Annotated in this window: 17 protein-coding genes; 5 read left to right on the top strand and 12 right to left on the bottom strand. The window is 60.3% G+C overall.

Annotated elements, in window-relative coordinates; all coding sequences use genetic code 11:
* Nucleotides 1-266 precede the first annotated feature (266 nt).
* From hflC to AC30D7_RS07470, 9 genes are all read right to left on the bottom strand, one after another.
* Complete coding sequence (gene hflC / locus AC30D7_RS07510; protein ID WP_007939589.1) at nucleotides 267-1136, bottom strand: protease modulator HflC; 870 nt, start codon at nucleotides 1134-1136, stop codon at nucleotides 267-269.
* Nucleotides 1136-2308: an FtsH protease activity modulator HflK gene (hflK, locus tag AC30D7_RS07505; RefSeq protein WP_105340474.1), complete on the bottom strand. Its 1173-nt coding sequence runs from the start codon at nucleotides 2306-2308 to the stop codon at nucleotides 1136-1138. Before hflK ends, hflC begins: the two co-directional genes overlap by 1 nt.
* 96 nt (nucleotides 2309-2404) lie before the next feature.
* A complete protein-coding gene (hflX, locus tag AC30D7_RS07500; protein ID WP_253417031.1) occupies nucleotides 2405-3706 on the bottom strand; it encodes a ribosome rescue GTPase HflX in 1302 nt (433 codons plus the stop codon).
* 12 nt (nucleotides 3707-3718) lie between these two features.
* Complete coding sequence (hfq, locus tag AC30D7_RS07495; RefSeq protein WP_007902656.1) at nucleotides 3719-3979, bottom strand: RNA chaperone Hfq; 261 nt, start codon at nucleotides 3977-3979, stop codon at nucleotides 3719-3721.
* Nucleotides 3980-4072: 93 nt separating this feature from the next.
* Nucleotides 4073-5044, bottom strand: a complete 972-nt coding sequence (gene miaA / locus AC30D7_RS07490; protein WP_490133610.1) for a tRNA (adenosine(37)-N6)-dimethylallyltransferase MiaA — start codon at nucleotides 5042-5044, stop codon at nucleotides 4073-4075.
* Nucleotides 5044-6954, bottom strand: coding sequence for a DNA mismatch repair endonuclease MutL (mutL, locus tag AC30D7_RS07485; RefSeq protein WP_490133609.1), 1911 nt, complete (start codon nucleotides 6952-6954; stop codon nucleotides 5044-5046). Before mutL ends, miaA begins: the two co-directional genes overlap by 1 nt.
* Nucleotides 6951-8381, bottom strand: a complete 1431-nt coding sequence (locus AC30D7_RS07480; protein ID WP_019582199.1) for an N-acetylmuramoyl-L-alanine amidase — start codon at nucleotides 8379-8381, stop codon at nucleotides 6951-6953. The genes mutL and AC30D7_RS07480 overlap by 4 nt, the downstream gene beginning before the upstream one ends.
* A complete protein-coding gene (tsaE, locus tag AC30D7_RS07475; protein WP_490133608.1) occupies nucleotides 8382-8852 on the bottom strand; it encodes a tRNA (adenosine(37)-N6)-threonylcarbamoyltransferase complex ATPase subunit type 1 TsaE in 471 nt (156 codons plus the stop codon).
* Nucleotides 8840-10339 (bottom strand): NAD(P)H-hydrate dehydratase, encoded by a 1500-nt coding sequence (locus tag AC30D7_RS07470; RefSeq protein WP_490133607.1) that lies wholly within the window; start codon nucleotides 10337-10339, stop codon nucleotides 8840-8842. The genes tsaE and AC30D7_RS07470 overlap by 13 nt, the downstream gene beginning before the upstream one ends.
* A 63-nt stretch (nucleotides 10340-10402) precedes the next feature.
* On the opposite strand from AC30D7_RS07470, the gene queG reads away from it, so the two are divergent.
* On the top strand, nucleotides 10403-11467 hold the full coding sequence (gene queG / locus AC30D7_RS07465) for a tRNA epoxyqueuosine(34) reductase QueG (RefSeq protein WP_490133606.1): 1065 nt from the start codon (nucleotides 10403-10405) through the stop codon (nucleotides 11465-11467).
* 2 nt (nucleotides 11468-11469) lie between these two features.
* On the opposite strand, the gene AC30D7_RS07460 is transcribed toward queG, so the two are convergent.
* A complete protein-coding gene (locus AC30D7_RS07460) occupies nucleotides 11470-12081 on the bottom strand; it encodes a trimeric intracellular cation channel family protein (RefSeq protein WP_490133605.1) in 612 nt (203 codons plus the stop codon).
* A gap of 200 nt (nucleotides 12082-12281) precedes the next feature.
* The gene (gene orn / locus AC30D7_RS07455) at nucleotides 12282-12824 is read right to left on the bottom strand and encodes an oligoribonuclease (protein WP_019582197.1); all 543 of its coding nucleotides are present in this window, start codon (nucleotides 12822-12824) and stop codon (nucleotides 12282-12284) included.
* Nucleotides 12825-12931: 107 nt separating this feature from the next.
* Here orn and rsgA point away from each other — a divergent pair, with 107 nt between their 5' ends.
* From rsgA to AC30D7_RS07435, 4 genes are all read left to right on the top strand, one after another.
* Nucleotides 12932-13963 (top strand): small ribosomal subunit biogenesis GTPase RsgA, encoded by a 1032-nt coding sequence (gene rsgA / locus AC30D7_RS07450; RefSeq protein ID WP_018928510.1) that lies wholly within the window; start codon nucleotides 12932-12934, stop codon nucleotides 13961-13963.
* Nucleotides 13964-14177: 214 nt separating this feature from the next.
* Nucleotides 14178-14585: a TIR domain-containing protein gene (locus tag AC30D7_RS07445; protein WP_413697137.1), complete on the top strand. Its 408-nt coding sequence runs from the start codon at nucleotides 14178-14180 to the stop codon at nucleotides 14583-14585.
* A 2-nt stretch (nucleotides 14586-14587) separates the two neighbouring features.
* A complete protein-coding gene (locus AC30D7_RS07440) occupies nucleotides 14588-15547 on the top strand; it encodes a caspase family protein (protein ID WP_490133604.1) in 960 nt (319 codons plus the stop codon).
* Complete coding sequence (locus tag AC30D7_RS07435; RefSeq protein WP_490133603.1) at nucleotides 15547-16032, top strand: toll/interleukin-1 receptor domain-containing protein; 486 nt, start codon at nucleotides 15547-15549, stop codon at nucleotides 16030-16032. Before AC30D7_RS07440 ends, AC30D7_RS07435 begins: the two co-directional genes overlap by 1 nt.
* Before the next feature lie 48 nt (nucleotides 16033-16080).
* On the opposite strand, the gene AC30D7_RS07430 is transcribed toward AC30D7_RS07435, so the two are convergent.
* Nucleotides 16081-16536, bottom strand: coding sequence for a type VI secretion system amidase immunity protein Tai4 (locus AC30D7_RS07430; protein WP_490133602.1), 456 nt, complete (start codon nucleotides 16534-16536; stop codon nucleotides 16081-16083).
* Nucleotides 16537-16559: the final 23 nt, after the last annotated feature.

Here is a 16559-nt window from a genome sequence, read left to right as displayed (position 1 = left end):
GAAGCAGAAAATGATCGGTCCATGTGCATAAACCCCGCGCATGAACAACGTGGCGAAAAGCCTGGAACCGGCTTCGCCAACCACTTTCCTCGAAAAACCTGTCGAGTCATTCAACTCGGGCGCCTGCATAAAAACAGCAATCAAACGTGCAGACGCAAAAAAGCCGGGAATTTCCCGGCTGCCGCATCATACACACGTTTTCCCAAAGGATCACCCCGCCCGAGGCTTTAGCCGCCAGGCGGGGGATGATTCAGGTCAACGTCGTATCAAGGCTTGGCTTTTTCCAGGTAACGGAAGAAGTCACTGCTCGGGTCCAGGACCATGACGTCGGATTTGTTCGCGAAGCTTTCACGGTAGGCACGCAGGCTACGGTAGAACGCGTAGAACTCCTGATCCTGGCCGTATGCCTTGGAGTAGATCGCAGCAGCCTGGGCGTCACCATCACCACGAACCTCTTCGGATTCACGATAGGCTTCAGCCAGCAGCACGCGGCGTTGACGGTCGGCGTCGGCACGGATGCCTTCAGCCAGCTCGTTACCCTTGGCGCGGTGCTCGCGAGCTTCACGCTCACGCTCGGTGCTCATACGCTCGAACACGCTGCGATTCACTTCCTTCGGCAGGTCGATGGCTTTGACCCGGACATCGACAACTTCAATGCCCAGCTCTTTTTCTGCCATCTTGTTCAGCGAAGCGGTGATGTCTGCCATCAGAGCATCACGCTCACCGGACACCACTTCGTGCAGGGTGCGTTTACCGAACTGGTCACGCAGGCCCGACTCCAGACGACGGGACAGACGCTCGTCGGCAATCTGCTTGAGGCCGGAAGTCGCGGTGTAGAAGCGCTCGGCATCTTTCACGCGCCACTTGGCGTAGGCATCGACCATCACGGCTTTCTTTTCCAGCGTCAGGAAGCGCTGTGTCGGTGCATCCAGCGTCATCAGGCGCGCGTCGAATATGCGCACCTTGTTAACGTAAGGCACTTTCACATGCAGGCCTGGCTGAACATCGGCCTGGACCACGCGACCGAACTGCAGCAACACCGCGCGCTCGGTCTGAGCCACGATGTAGAAGCAGTTCCAGGCAACGATCGCCACGACGACGCCGACAATAAGGGCGATCAGCGATTTATTGCTCATCAGCGACTCTCCCTGGTACGTGCCTGCTGTTGCTGCAGATCAGCTGCCGCACGCACATTCACTTCATTGCTGCTGGCTGCCGCGCCGGTCACCGGAGCGCTGGTGCGGCGACCATCCTCGACCATCTTGTCCAGCGGCAGATACAGCAGATTGCTCTGGCCATTCTTGTTGCCGGTCACGAGAACCTTGCTGGTGTTGCTGAAGATTTCCTGCATGGTGTCCAGGTACAGACGCTGACGGGTAACTTCAGGCGCCTTGCGGTACTCGGCCACCAGCTTGGTGAAGCGGTCGGCCTCACCCTTGGCGCGGGAGACGGTCTCGTCGCGGTAACCGTTGGCATCCTCGAGGATGCGCTGGGCCTGACCACGGGCTTCCGGCACGACGCCGTTGGCATAGGTTTCAGCCTGGTTACGCGAACGCTGCTCGTCTTCACGGGCGCGGATCACGTCATCGAAGGCTTCCTGGACTTCACGCGGTGCAGCAGCGCTCTGTACGTTGACCTGAGTGACGGTGATACCGGTGCGATAGGTATCGAGGAAACGTTGCAGACGTTCCTTGATTTCGCTGGCCATCAATTCACGACCTTCGGTCAGCACCTGGTCCATGGCGGTAGAACCCACCACGTGGCGCAAGGCACTGTCGGTCGCATGCTGCAGGCTGATTTCCGGCTGATCGACGTTCAGCACGAAGTCCTGCAGGTTGCTGATCTTGTACTGCACGGTCAGCGGCACTTCGACGATGTTTTCGTCTTCAGTCAGCATTTGACCCTGCTTGGTATAGGCACGCTCACGCGTGACGTTTTCCAGGTACTTGCGATCGATCGGCGGGAAATAGATGTTCAGGCCCGGGCCGACGGTTTCATAGTATTTGCCGAAGCGCAGCACCACGGCCTGCTCCTGCTCGTCGACCACGTAGACAGCGCTGTACAGCCACACGGCCGCCAGCACGGTCAGACCGATGCCGAGCAGGCCGCCAAAGCCGCCACTCTTGCCCGGACCACCGCCCTCGTCACCGCGTTTCTTGCCACCACCGAACAACCCGTTCAGGCTTTCCTGCAGCTTTCGGAAGGCCTCGTCGAGATCCGGTGGTCCCTTGCGGTCGCCGTTATTGCGGCGCTTGCCACCCCAAGGATCCTGATTATTCGAGTTGCCACCCGGCTCATTCCAAGCCATAGCGCTCTCCATCTGATAAAGCAAAGACGCACCCACGGCGCGCCGACCAATGCTACAGAATGCCTGTCACCGCGGCACAACCGCTTTCTCAGGCTTTTATTGCAAAGTGTGTTGCTCGATGAATTCCATCGGTTGCAGACCTTCGCGACTCACGAGTCGATTCAATTCGATCCGTGGCAAGCGAACGGCCAGCAGGCTGATGCCTTCTTCGTCGTGTTCTTCTTTTTGCACCGCACCGAGTTCGAAAAACTGCGCACGCAGTCGAGCAAAACGTTGCGGCAAGCGCAAGGTGCCAACAAACAAATCGCTGCCCAACAGTTCCGCCACTGCCTGCTTGAGCAAGTCCAGGCCGGTACCGTCCTTGGCCGACAACCAGACCCGCTGCGGCTTGCCATCGGCATCGCGCTGGATCTGCGGCTCAACCCCCTCGAGCAAATCGAGTTTGTTGTATACCTCAAGGATCGGCAAGTCTTGTGCCCCGATCTCCCCGAGCACCACCATGACCTGTTCGATCTGGGCCATACGATCAGGCTCGTGCGCATCGATCACGTGCAGCAGCAGGTCGGAGTTGCTCGACTCTTCGAGCGTAGCTCGAAATGCTTCGACCAGTTTGTGCGGCAGGTGACGAATGAAGCCCACGGTGTCGGCCAGCACGATCGGCCCGAGGTCATCGAGCTCGAGTCGGCGCAAGGTCGGGTCAAGGGTCGCGAATAGCTGGTTGGCGGCAAAAACGTCGGAATCGGTGACCGAATTGAACAACGTCGATTTGCCGGCGTTGGTATAACCCACCAGTGAAACCGTCGGAATGTCAGCACGCTTGCGCCCGCGACGAGACTGCTCGCGCTGGCTGCGGACCTTTTCCAGGCGCCCCTTGATCTGACGCAGACGAATCCGCAACAGGCGCCGGTCGGTTTCCAACTGGGTTTCACCCGGGCCGCGCAGGCCGATACCACCCTTCTGCCGCTCAAGGTGAGTCCAGCCGCGAACCAGTCGCGTACTCATGTACTCAAGCTGGGCCAGTTCGACCTGGAGCTTGCCTTCATGGGTGCGAGCGCGTTGCGCGAAAATATCGAGAATCAGACCCGTGCGATCGATCACGCGACACTCGAAAATACGTTCGAGGTTACGTTCCTGACTGGGCGTGAGGATGTGATTGAAAATCACCAGATCGACCTGTTCGGCTTTGACCAGGTCGCGTAACTCTTCGACCTTGCCGCTGCTGATCAGGGTTTTGGCGGTTGGCCGATGACGCGGCACGTTAAAAAACGCGACGGTCTCGGCACCAGCCGAAATTGCCAACTCCTGAAACTCCTGCGGATCTTCGCGCGCCTCAGGGTCCTGACCATCCAAGTGAACGAGAATTGCCCGCTCACCACCACCGTGGCGCTCAAAGAACAAAGGAGACTCCTATCAGGCGTTACCTGGCTCAGCGTCGCCTGCTTCGGATTCGGTTGCGCTAGGCAGACGAATTGGACGAACCGGCACCACTGTAGAGATAGCGTGTTTGTAAACCATCTGGCTAACGGTGTTTTTCAGCAGGATAACGAACTGGTCGAAAGACTCGATCGTGCCTTGCAGTTTGATCCCGTTGACCAGGTAGATGGAAACCCCCACTTTCTCTTTACGTAAAGTATTCAAGTAAGGGTCTTGTAGCGAATGCCCTTTTGACATGTGCCGCACTCCTTTAAGGATTCAATATAAAAATAGGTAAACAGATGGCTTGGGGCCGTCACACCCCCAAGGATAGACGGCAATTGCAAGGACTCAGCTCAATATGGAGATGGTCCCGAGGTATTTCAAGGCGCGCGGCAGATTGTCGCAATCGAGGCTGTCCAACCAGTGTAAATCAGCCCAACTGCGCAGCCAGGTGAACTGGCGCTTCGCCAATTGGCGCGTGGCAATGATTCCACGCTCCTGCATCTCGGCTTGCGTCAGCTTGCCATCCAGGTAATCCCAGACTTGTCGATAGCCTACAGCACGTATAGACGGCAACCCGGAATGCAAGTCACCTCTATCTCGCAGGGCTACGACCTCGTCGATGAATCCCTGTTCCAACATATTTGTGAATCTTTGTTTAATGCGCTCGTGCAGTACCTGGCGATTTGCCGGAGCGATGGCCAAGTTCGCGACAGTATAGGGCAATTGTTGCAGTCCCGAAGCGGCTGCTTCAGTACTTTGCGCAGATTGTCGCAAGCGTAGCTCAGTCATGCTCTGACCGCTGACGCGATAAACTTCCAGTGCACGACTGAGGCGCTGCGGATCATTCGGGTGAATTCGCGCCGCGGATTGCGGATCGATCACTGCCAATTGATCGTGCAGGGCTTGCCAGCCAAGGCGTGCAGCCTCTTCTTCGATTTGCGCACGAACGTCCGCATCGGCCGCCGGCATGTCTGCCAGACCCTCGAGCAAAGCCTTGTAATAGAGCATTGTGCCGCCCACCAGCAGCGGAATATTGCCCCGCGCGGTGATCTCGCTCATGGCTTGCAACGCATCGCGACGGAAATCCGCGGCGGAATAACTCTCGGCCGGGTCGAGAATATCGATCAGACGATGGGGGAATTCGGCCAGGATGTCTTTGGAGGGTTTGGCGGTGCCGATGTCCATGCCGCGATAAACCAGCGCCGAATCGACACTGATCAGCTCGCAGGGCAGGACCTTGGTGAGTTCGATGGCCAGGTCGGTCTTGCCGGCAGCCGTCGGCCCCATCAGGAAAATCGCGGGAGGGAACTGGCTCATCAACGACCGCGCAAGAACAGTTTGTCCAGATCGTCCAGGCCCAGTTGGGTCCAGGTCGGTCGGCCATGGTTGCATTGACCGCTGCGCTCGGTGTTTTCCATGTCCCGCAGCAGGCCGTTCATTTCCGGCAAGGCCAGGCGCCGATTCGCGCGAATCGCGCCGTGGCAGGCCATGGTGCCGAGCAGTTCGTTCAGGTGCGCCTGAATCCGGTCGCTGGTGCCGTATTCCATCAAATCCGCCAGCACATCGCTAACCAGTCGGTTGGCCTCGGCCTGTTTCAGCAACGCGGGGATTTGCCGGATGGCCAGGGTTTCCGGGCCAAGGCGCTGCAATTCAAACCCCAGACGCTGGAACCAGGCGACGTTTTCTTCGGCGCAATCGGCTTCGCGCTGGCTGACCGCCAGGGATTCCGGCACCAGCAACGGCTGACCGCTCAATCCCTCGCTGGCCATGGCGACTTTCAGGCGCTCGTACATGATCCGCTCGTGGGCGGCATGCATGTCCACCAGCACCAGGCCCTGGGCATTTTCCGAAAGAATGTAGATGCCCTTGAGCTGCGCCAGTGCATAGCCCAACGGCGGAATGTCATCTTGCCCGGCCGGCAGCGCGACCGCATTGGCCTCGGGCAACGGCGCGAAGAACTCACGATAGGCCGCCTGAGCTTCGGCGACGGGCACGCCGGACTGAGGCCGCGGGGTGTATTGATACTGATAACCGGCACCGGCGCCAGAACCCGCCGGGGTATTGAAGGACGGCTGGGCCTGGGGCTGCTCCAGCAGCGCATTGGCCGCCAGACGCATCTCGCCCTGTGGCCCGAACTCTCCGGCTTCGATACCGGTCGGCCGGACCATGGCCGTCGCGACAGGCGCGGCCAGTTGGTCTTCCGGCCGCACATCGCCCAAGGCCCGGTGCAAGGTGCCGTATAGGAAGTCGTGGACCATGCGCCCGTCACGAAAACGCACTTCGTGTTTGGTCGGGTGTACGTTGACGTCGACGCCCGCCGGGTCGACTTCGAAAAACAGCACGAATGTCGGGTGCCGACCGTTGAACAGCACGTCGCGATAAGCCTGACGCACCGCGTGGGCCACCAGTTTGTCGCGCACGGCACGGCCATTCACAAAGAAATACTGCAAATCCGCCTGGCTGCGGTTGAAGGTCGGTAATCCGACCCAGCCCCACAAATGCAGGCCATTGCGCTCGATTTCGATCGGCAGCGCCTGCTCCAGAAAGCCCGCCCCACAGATCGCCGCCACACGCCGGGCGCGGGCCGCGTCATCATGGGCTTCGTGCAGACTGAGGATGGTTTTGCCGTTGTGACGCAGATGGAACGCCACATCGAACCGCGCCAGCGCCAGACGCTTGATCACTTCTTGCAGGTGATCGAATTCGGTTTTTTCGGTCTTGAGAAACTTGCGGCGCGCCGGGGTATTGAAGAACAAATCGCGCACTTCCACCGAAGTGCCCACCGGATGGGCCGCTGGTTGCACGCGAGCCGCCATGTCCCGGCCTTCGGTTTCCGCCTGCCAGGCCTGATCGGCGTCGCGAGTGCGGGAAGTCAGGGTCAGACGCGCCACGGAACTGATGGAGGCCAGCGCCTCACCACGAAACCCCAGGCTCATGACCTGTTCGAGGTCTTCCAGGTTGCGAATCTTGCTGGTGGCGTGACGGGCCAGGGCCAAAGGCAGGTCATCGGCGGAAATGCCGCTGCCATCGTCGCGCACCCGCAGCAGTTTGACACCGCCCTGCTCCACATCGACATCGATGCGTTTGGCGCCGGAGTCGAGGCTGTTTTCCAGCAACTCCTTGATCACCGAGGCCGGGCGCTCAACCACTTCACCAGCAGCAATCTGGTTCGCCAGCCGCGGGCTGAGTAGCTCGATACGCGCCGTGTTGGTCAGCACCTGGTTCATTCTTTGGCCGCCAGTTCAGTGCCTGGAATGGTCAACGTCTGACCAATCTTCAGTTCGTCACTTTGCAAGTTGTTGGCACTGCGCAAGGTGGCCGCAGACACCTGATAACGCACAGCGATCATCGCCAGGGTTTCGCCGGGGCTCACGCGATGGTCACGCGGGCCTTGGGCGATCTTGCCGGAATCGCGCAGCCAGGCAATGTAGGTGCCCGGCGGTGGGTTCTGCTGGAAGAACTGCCGCACGCCGCTGCTGATGGAGCGCGCCAGCGCCTGCTGGTGGCTCGATGCCGCGAGTTTCGAGGCTTCGTTGGCGTTGGAGATGAACCCGGTTTCCACCAGGATCGACGGGATGTCCGGCGACTTCAACACCATGAACCCGGCTTGCTCGACACGTTGTTTGTGCAGCGGCGTGACGCGACCGATGTTGCTCAAGACTTTCTGGCCAACGTTCAGACTGGAAGTCAGGGAAGCGGTCATCGACAGGTCGAGCAGCACGCCGGCGAGCATCCGGTCCTTGTCGTCGAGGCTGACGTTACCGGCACCACCGATCAAGTCGGAACGGTTTTCGCTGTCGGCCAGCCAACGGGCGGTCTCCGACGTAGCGCCGCGGTCAGACAAGGCAAACACCGAGGCACCGAACGCAGCGGCTGACGGCGCGGCGTCGGCGTGGATCGAAACGAACAGGTCGGCGCCCTTCTTGCGGGCGATTTCGGTACGGCCGCGCAATGGAATGAAGTAGTCGCCGGTACGGGTCAGTTCGGCGCGGAAACCTTTCATGCCATTGACCTGACGCTGCAGTTCACGGGCGATGGCCAGCACCACGTCTTTTTCACGCTGACCGCGAGAGCCCGAGGCGCCCGGGTCTTCGCCGCCGTGACCGGCATCGATCACCACGATAATGTCGCGCTTGCCAGCCGGTGCGGGTGGCAGCTTGATCGAAGGCTCGGACGGCGTGACGGGTACGGCGGGTACCGTGGCCACAGACGGTGTTGGCGCAGGCGGTGGCGCGGCGTCGGCCGCGTTGTCGAACAGGTCGACTACCAGGCGATTGCCGTATTGGGCGTTCGGCGCCAAGGTGAAGCTTTTCGGCGTTACGGCTTTTTTCAGGTCGATGACCACCCGCAAATCGGTCGGCGTACGCTGAGCCGAACGCATTGCCGTGATCGGCGTATTGGCCGTGGAGACGTTCAGCGGCGAGCCGAGCGTCGCGCCATTGATGTCGATTACCAGCCGATCCGGTGCGGTCAGGGTAAAGACGCTGTGCTGGACAGGCCCCGTCAGGTCGAACACCAGCCGAGTGTTATCCGGCGCCCGCCACAGGCGAACACTGTTGACCTTCGTCTCGGCCACAGCGTCGACGGTCACCGCCAAAAACAACACCCCTACGGCAGCAACCAACGCGCGAAAGCGCATACCTAACCCCATCATTTAATTGGATTCCAATGCCAAAGCGGCACACCACGACTCGCCACGCGAGCCCTGGGACAAAATTCTCAGCGAACGCCCGCTGTCTTGCGGGCTAATGGTAATGGTCAGGTCGGGCTTTGGCAAAAAGCCTGCACCCTTCTGGGGCCATTCAATAAGACATAATGCGTCGTCATCGAAATAGTCGCGGATGCCGAGGTACTCCAGCTCCTCGGGGTCGACCAATCGATAGAGGTCGAAATGGAAGGCGCGGACAGCGCCGATCTCGTAAGGCTCGACCAGAGTGAAGGTCGGGCTTTTTACCGCGCCGGTATGCCCCAGGCCACGGATGATGCCCCGGGACAGCGTGGTTTTCCCCGCGCCCAGATCCCCTTCAAGAAAGATCAGACCGTGCCCTCCGGTGGTTTTGGCGATACGTGCGCCAAAATCGCTCATGGCCTGTTCATCGGCCAGGTACAGGGTTACTTCAGACACGGTACTTGCTCCTCCAACAACTGACGAATGGCTGGAATCAGATCACTGGCCGCCAGCCCGCGGCCGAATTTACCTTGTTGCTCACCGGCATTGGCGTGCAGCCAGACCGCCAGGCAGGCCGCGTCATACGCGTCCAGGCCCTGAGCGAGCAAGGCGCCCACCAGACCGGCCAGCACATCACCCAACCCGGCCGACGCCATGGCCGGATGGCCCTGATGACACAGCGCCAGACGCCCATCGGGGCAGGCGATCAGGCTGCCAGAGCCCTTGAGCACCACCACCGCTGTATATTTTTTGCTCAACGCATGGGCGGCAGCCGGACGGTCTGCCTGTACGGCAGCTGTCGATATCCCCAGCAATCGCGCCGCTTCGCCCGGATGCGGCGTGATGACACTACCTGCGGGCAAGCTCACGCCACCTTCGGCCAACAGGTTCAACGCATCGGCATCCCAGACTTGTGGCAGCGACGCATTGGCCGCCGCCGACAACAGACTGCGCCCCCAGGCGCCCTGCCCCAGCCCCGGGCCGACGACCAGCACCGTGGCCTTCTCCAGCAGGCCCATCAATTGATTGGCCGACGACGTGCCGAGCACCATGACTTCCGGCAAACGCGCCAGGGCGGCCGGAACGTGCTCGCTGCGCGTGACCAAGGACACCATGCCGGCACCGCTGCGCAGGGCACTTTGTGCACTGAGCAGGATGGCGCCGCCAAAACCGCGATCACCGCCGATCAGCAATACGTGGCCGAACTTGCCTTTGTGGGCGGTTGGAGCGCGGCCGGTGAGACGCGGCACATTACCGGCCGTCAGGCGACGCGCACTGATCTCGGCCCCAATAAATGTCTCGGTGGCGACGTGCAGATCGTTGAATACCAAATCGCCCACCACATCCGCCGCGTCACCGGTGAACAGCCCCACCTTCAAACCGATGAACGTCACCGTCAGGTCCGCTCGAACCGCAATGCCGAGCTGGCGACCTGTATCGGCGCACAGCCCCGAGGGGATATCCACCGCCGCAACCGGGAGCCCACTGGCATTGATCGCGGCGATGACGCTGGCGAACGGCTCGCGCACTTCACCGGTCAGGCCGGTGCCGAGCAAGGCATCCAGCACAATGCCGCGCAACTCGGAGTGCGGGGTCCAGCCTTGAATGGCCACGCCTTCGGCCACCGCCTCGGCATGGGCCGACGCGGCATCGCCCTGCAAACGCCCGGGGTCGCCGGCGGCCAGCACCCGCACATGCCAGCCGGCACGTCGGGCCAGCACGGCCACCAGATAACCGTCGCCTGCGTTATTGCCATGGCCGGCCACCACACTCAATTCGTGCGCCGCCGGCCAATGGCGGACCAACGCACGCCAGGTCGCCCGTGCCGCACGCTGCATCAATTCGAAGCCCGGTGTACCGGCCGCGATCACGCTCGCATCGAGCCCTCGGACTTGCGCGGCGCTATACAGCGCGTCGGGTAATTCATCTTTAGTGTGCGGCATGCGTCTTCAGGCTCCGATGTCTGGCAGAATTATACGCATCTCAGCTCCGGTTTCTCTCGCCTCATGCCCGCTATTACTACAGACCTGCCCGCCCTCGCCCAATCCATCAAGGACTGGGGCCGCGAGCTGGGCTTTCAACAAGTCGGCATCAGCGGCCTCGACCTGGCCGAGCATGAGCAGCACCTGGAGCGCTGGCTCGCCGCTGGCTACCACGGCGAAATGGATTACATGGGCGCCCATGGCAGCAAACGCTCGCACCCGGAAGAACTTGTACCGGGCACCCTGCGCGTGGTTTCGCTGCGCATGGACTACCTGCCGGGCGACACGCACATGGCGCAACGGCTGGCCCAACCGGAAAAAGCCTACGTCTCGCGTTATGCCTTGGGCCGCGACTACCACAAATTAATTCGTAAACGCGTGCAACAACTGGCGGAAAAAATCCAGGCAGTGGTTGGCCCGTTCGGCTACCGCGCCTTTGTCGACAGCGCCCCGGTGCTGGAAAAGGCCATCGCCGAACAGGCTGGCCTGGGCTGGATCGGCAAAAACACGCTGGTCTTGAATCGCAAGGCCGGCAGTTACTTCTTCCTCAGCGAACTGTTCGTCGACCTGCCGCTGCCGGTGGACCCGCCCCACGCCACCGAGCACTGCGGTCGCTGCACGGCCTGCCTGGACATTTGCCCGACCAACGCCTTCGTCGGCCCCTACGTGCTGGACGCCCGTCGCTGCATTTCGTACCTGACCATCGAACTGAAAAGCGCGATTCCTGAAGATTTACGACCGCTGATCGGCAATCGGGTGTTCGGTTGCGATGACTGCCAGATCGTCTGCCCGTGGAACCGCTTCGCCCGGCCTTCCGGGGAAAGCGATTTCAAACCCCGGCACAACCTGGACAACGCCGAACTGGCCGAACTGTTCATGTGGGACGAAGAAAAATTCCTCAGCAGCACCGAAGGTTCGCCGCTGCGTCGGGCCGGTTATGAGCGCTGGTTGCGCAATCTGGCGGTCGGCCTGGGTAACGCGCCATCGAGCATTCCGGTACTGGAAGCGCTGAAGGCCCGACGGGACTATCCGTCGGAACTGGTGCGCGAACACGTGGAATGGGCACTGAAACAACACGGACTCGCGTAGGGTCAGGCTTCGTCGTTATAAACGAACTTGGGCATTTCCCAGTGGAAACGGATCGCCAGCAAGCGCAGCAGGAAGCCGCCGAACAGGGTGATGAGAATTGCCTGTTCACCCGGCAATTGCAGATAGACACAGAATAAATAGCACCACGCCGCGGCAAACGAGACGCTGGCGTAGAGTTCGCGGCGAAAGATCAGCGGGATGTCGTTGCAGAAGATGTCCCGCAGGATGCCACCGAATACCCCGGTGATCACGCCGCTGACCGAGGCCACCAGCATGCCGTGACCCATTTCCAGGGCGGTCATACAGCCGATCAGGGTGAACGCCACCAGGCCCACGGCGTCGAGCACCAGAAACAGCGAGCGCAGATGGCGCATCCAGCGCGCCGCAAAGACGGTGAACATCGCTGCGATTGACGTCAGCACCAGGTATTCCGGGTGTTTGACCCAAGTCAGCGGGTAATGGCCAAGCAACATGTCACGCACCGAACCGCCGCCCAACGCCGTGACGCATGCAATCAATACCACGCCAAACCAGTCCATGCCGCGACGCCCCGCAGACAGGGCGCCAGTCATGGCTTCGGCGGTAATGGCGATCAGGTAGAGCATCAGTAACATGGTGGCGGTCCTTACAAGAAGGCGCGCAGTCTACTCACTTCACTGAAGCACCAAAAGAGCGCACCCAAGAACTTTCACCTCGCACGATCACAGGGTGACTGGGCGGACGCTATCGCGGGCAAGCCCGCTCCCACAGGGTCGGCGAACAACCTTGTGGGAGCGGGCTTGCCCGCGATGAGGCCAGTGCAGGCCCCGCTGAATCAGAACTTGATGAAATTCTTGCGGTAGTGCTGCAGCTCGGCGATCGATTCGCGGATGTCGTCCAGGGCCAAGTGGGTGCTGCCCTTTTTGAAGCTGTCGCGCACGTCCGGTGCCCAACGCGCGGCCAACTCCTTGAGGGTCGACACGTCGAGGTTGCGGTAGTGGAAATAGCTTTCCAGCGACTTCATGTGGGTATAAAGGAAGCGACGGTCCTGGCAGATGCTGTTGCCACAGATCGGCGACTTGCCCTTCGGCACCCATTTCTCCAGGAAGGCGATGGTCTCGGCTTCCGCTTCGGCCATGCTGATGCGGCTGTCGCGAACCCGTTGGGTCAGTCCGGAGCCGCCGTGTTGACGGGTATTCCACTCGTCCATACCGGCGAGGATCTCGTCGCTGTGATGGATGGCGATCACCGGACCTTCAGCCAAGGTGTTCAAATTACTGTCGGTGACGATGGTGGCCATCTCGATGATGACGTCGGTATCAGGGTTCAGCCCGGTCATTTCCAGGTCGATCCAGATCAGGTTCTGCGGGTTCTGCATATGTCGGCTCCTCGGCGTAGGTGCGCAGTTTAGCCTAGGCCGGCAGCAGGGCGTGCTAAACTCGCGGCCGTTTTACCTAATCGCTGCATTCTCGATACGGAACACCCATGGCCAAACGCCAACTCAATCGTCGTCAAAACTGGCGCATCGAAAAGATTCAGGGCGAGCGCGCTGCCCGCGCCGCCAAACGCGAGTCCTCGGCTGTCGAGGCACTTGAGGGTGGCGACCTGGGTCCGGAACAGACGGGCCTGGTGATCGCGCACTTCGGTGTACAGGTTGAAGTCGAAGCCCTCGATGGCGAGCTGGCCGGCCAGGTATTCCGCTGTCACTTGCGCGCCAACCTGCCGGCGCTGGTGACCGGCGATCAGGTCGTGTGGCGTGCCGGCAACCAGGGCATCGGCGTGATCGTGGCGCAACTGCCGCGCAAAACCGAGCTCTGCCGCCCGGATAGCCGTGGTCAGCTCAAGCCGGTGGCGGCCAACGTCGACATGATCGTCATCGTCTTCGCCCCACTGCCCGAGCCTCACGCCAACCTGATCGACCGTTATCTGGTCGCCGCCGAACACGCGGGTATCCGCCCGTTGCTGCTGCTGAACAAATTCGACCTGATCGACGAGCAGAACGCCCCGGCGCTGAATGCCTTGCTGGCGGTTTACCGCACGCTGGGTTACCCGGTGCTGGAAGTGTCGGCGCACCACGGCAACGGCATGGAACAACTTCAAAAACTGTTGGACGGGCACATCAGTGTGTTCGTCGGCCAGTCCGGTGTCGGCAAATCATCTTTGGTCAACAGCCTGTTGCCGGAAGTCGAAACCCGCGTCGGCCCGCTGTCCGAGCTGTCGGGCCAGGGCACCCACACCACCACCACCGCGCGGTTGTTCCACTTCCCCGGTGGCGGTGAGTTGATTGACTCCCCGGGTATCCGCGAGTTCGGCCTGGGTCACGTCAGCCGTGCCGACGTCGAAGCCGGCTTCATCGAGTTCAACGACCTGCTCGGCACCTGCCGCTTCCGCGACTGCAAACACGACCGCGAACCGGGCTGTGCCCTGCTCAAGGCCCTGGAAGATGGCCGCGTGCAGCAGCAACGGATGAACAGCTACCGGTCGATCATCGCCAGTTTGCCTGAAAACAGCTATTAAACAGACGCTCCAGCCGCCCCGACATCAATGGGACGGCTGGCTGCTCGTAACCACCTACAAAACAACCCGTCGACTTAAACATCAGATATTTCTGTAGGGCGTCCGCACGCCTGTTTGAAGGGCACTTCTCTTTCACCGCGAAGCCCTTGTTTCGGCCATTCAACTGCATACATTCAAAACCCTCTTCGCACATTGGCGATACCGAGGGACACCCATGCAAACCTATCATTTGTTCATCAGCCACTCGTGGAACTATTCAGACGCCCACGACAATCTGGTCCGCCTGCTGGGCGCACAGCCGGACTTCAGTTTCAAGAACTTCTCGGTGCCACCGCACAACCCGATCATGGGCGCCCGCACCGACAAGCAGCTCGAAGAAGCCATCGAAAACAAGATTCGCCCCTGCTCGGCAGTGCTGATCATGGCCGGGATGTATTCGACCTACAGCAAGTGGATCAACAAGGAAATCGAGATCGCCAAACGCATGGGCAAGGTGATCATCGCGATCAAACCGTTCGGCGCCGAGCGGATTTCCAACGTAGTGCGCGAGGCCGCACACGCCGAATGTGCGTGGAACACCAAGAGCATCGTCAGTGCGATTCGCCTGCATACGGCGGTGTGATCATGCGCAAGGGACTGTTTATCGGTATCAACGACTACACCCATGTTTCGCGCTTGAGCGGCTGCAGCAATGACGCCATCGCCATGGCTTCCGTGCTGAAAACCGACGCCAACGGCGATCCGAACTTCAAGAACATCGTGCTGACCTCTGCTGAGGATTACCTGAGCCGGGAAAAACTCGAAGACCAGATCCGCGAGCTGTTTTCCGGTGACTGCAATGTCGCGCTGTTGTACTTCGCCGGGCATGGCGGCTTTGACGCCGATACCGACGAAGGCATGCTGATCCCGCAGGACTACAAAAACGCCAAGGACGGAATTCGCATCAGCGACATCCTCAACTGGGCGACCAAAGCCACCAAGATCAAAAACAAAGTGATCATTCTCGACTGTTGCCAGAGCGGCTCGGCTGGCCAGGTGCGCGCGTTGCGCAGCGAAAGCAGCATGGTCGGCGAAGGCATGACGATTCTTACCGCCTGCAAAAAGGAAGAGCCGGCCATGGAGGGTGCGCAACACGGCGTGTTCACCGGGTTATTGCTCCAGGCCCTGCACGGCGGCGCGGCGAACATTCTCGGCAAGATCACCCCCGGCAGCCTCTATTCGTTTGTCGACAATGCCCTCGACGCCTGGGAGCAGCGTCCGGTATTCAAAACCAACGTATCGCAGTTCATTTCCCTGCGCGAAGTGTCGCCACTGATCCCCAAGGAGATCCTGCGCAAACTGCCCGACTGGTTCGCCGAAGCAGAGTCCGTGTTCCCCCTCGACCCCAGCTACGAGCCCACGGAAGCGACGTTCGACCCGGAGCACGGCGACGTCTTCAAGCAACTGCAAAAGTGCAACCGCCACAGTCTGATCGAACCGGTGGACGCCGAACACATGTACTACGCGGCCATCAACTCCACCGGTTGCCGCCTCACGGCACTCGGCGCCTATTACCGCGAACTCGCCCTCAAAGGACATTTCTGATGCCCGTATTCATCAGCTACCGTCACGTGGATCGCCCCCACGCGATCGCCATCAACAGCCGTCTGATACAGGCCAACATCAAGACCTACTTCGACGTGCTCGATCCGGAATCACAGACCACCGACGACATCACCGGGGTCATCACCCGCAACATCACCGCATGCACGCATCTGATGGCGGTGGTCTCTGACAAGACTGCGCTCTCGTGGTGGGTACCGTTCGAAATCGGCGAAGCGACCATCAGCAACCGGCGGATCTGCTCATTCAAGACCGAACCGGCGGAACTGCCGCTGTACCTCGATAAATGGCCAAAGCTCAGCACTGACAAGGATCTGGATTTTTTCATTGATGCCTACCGTGAAGAAGTGGCGACCAAGCGCTCCATGACGCTGGATTCGATCAGCGAATCCCTTTACGGCACCTACAGACGCAATGCTGAGCTCTTTCACGACCAGCTCAAGAGCCGCATTCGACGGGGTTTCTGACTGGCGCAAAAAAGCCGCGATGATCGCGGCTTTCTTGTATTTCGCAGTTCAATCCTTTTTGGGCCGTGGCGGGTTGTCCTGACGATAGGTGTGCTGGGGATTGATGACCAGTTGCCTGACCTGGCTGTCCAACTCTTTGCTGTGATACAGGTCCAGGCATTTGAGCAGCTCAAAACGAACACCTTTTCGCTCTGATTCGACCAGTGGATTGTGATAATCACGAGCCAGAAACTGGTCAACCAGAGATCTACCAGCTTGAGGTGCTTGCTCCAGGTCGAAATAGGTCCAATCCATAAGCGCACTGGCACTGCTTCCGGCATCCTGGGCGGCTTCAGGTTCGCTCTTGTAGGCTGTAGCGATGCAGTCTGCCAGCACCATATCCTTGTAATTTTGCGCGTAGGTGCGCCCGCCTGCCTGTGGGGAGTTGGTCGGATCATCCTTGGCCCAACTATTGGAAGGTACGACTGCCCAAGCCAGGACCAAAACCGCAGTCAAATATTTCATCACGGCAAATTCCAAAAGTTCGC

The organism is Pseudomonas sp. DF5 (assembly GCF_058148225.1).
This window is presented reverse-complemented; position numbering and strand designations above follow the sequence as displayed.

Bases quoted from the DNA above. Each gene is read 5' to 3' on its own strand.
- rsgA (WP_018928510.1), top strand. From the start codon at position 12,932: ATGGCCAAACGCCAACTCAATCGTCGTCAAAACTGGCGCATCGAAAAG.
- AC30D7_RS07435 (WP_490133603.1), top strand. From the start codon at position 15,547: ATGCCCGTATTCATCAGCTACCGTCACGTGGATCGCCCCCACGCGATC.
- AC30D7_RS07440 (WP_490133604.1), top strand. From the start codon at position 14,588: ATGCGCAAGGGACTGTTTATCGGTATCAACGACTACACCCATGTTTCG.
- AC30D7_RS07470 (WP_490133607.1), bottom strand. From the start codon at position 10,339: ATGCCGCACACTAAAGATGAATTACCCGACGCGCTGTATAGCGCCGCG.
- AC30D7_RS07460 (WP_490133605.1), bottom strand. From the start codon at position 12,081: ATGTTACTGATGCTCTACCTGATCGCCATTACCGCCGAAGCCATGACT.
- hflK (WP_105340474.1), bottom strand. From the start codon at position 2,308: ATGGCTTGGAATGAGCCGGGTGGCAACTCGAATAATCAGGATCCTTGG.
- hfq (WP_007902656.1), bottom strand. From the start codon at position 3,979: ATGTCAAAAGGGCATTCGCTACAAGACCCTTACTTGAATACTTTACGT.
- miaA (WP_490133610.1), bottom strand. From the start codon at position 5,044: ATGAGCCAGTTCCCTCCCGCGATTTTCCTGATGGGGCCGACGGCTGCC.
- mutL (WP_490133609.1), bottom strand. From the start codon at position 6,954: ATGAACCAGGTGCTGACCAACACGGCGCGTATCGAGCTACTCAGCCCG.
- AC30D7_RS07445 (WP_413697137.1), top strand. From the start codon at position 14,178: ATGCAAACCTATCATTTGTTCATCAGCCACTCGTGGAACTATTCAGAC.
- orn (WP_019582197.1), bottom strand. From the start codon at position 12,824: ATGCAGAACCCGCAGAACCTGATCTGGATCGACCTGGAAATGACCGGG.
- queG (WP_490133606.1), top strand. From the start codon at position 10,403: ATGCCCGCTATTACTACAGACCTGCCCGCCCTCGCCCAATCCATCAAG.
- AC30D7_RS07430 (WP_490133602.1), bottom strand. From the start codon at position 16,536: ATGAAATATTTGACTGCGGTTTTGGTCCTGGCTTGGGCAGTCGTACCT.
- AC30D7_RS07480 (WP_019582199.1), bottom strand. From the start codon at position 8,381: ATGATGGGGTTAGGTATGCGCTTTCGCGCGTTGGTTGCTGCCGTAGGG.
- hflC (WP_007939589.1), bottom strand. From the start codon at position 1,136: ATGAGCAATAAATCGCTGATCGCCCTTATTGTCGGCGTCGTCGTGGCG.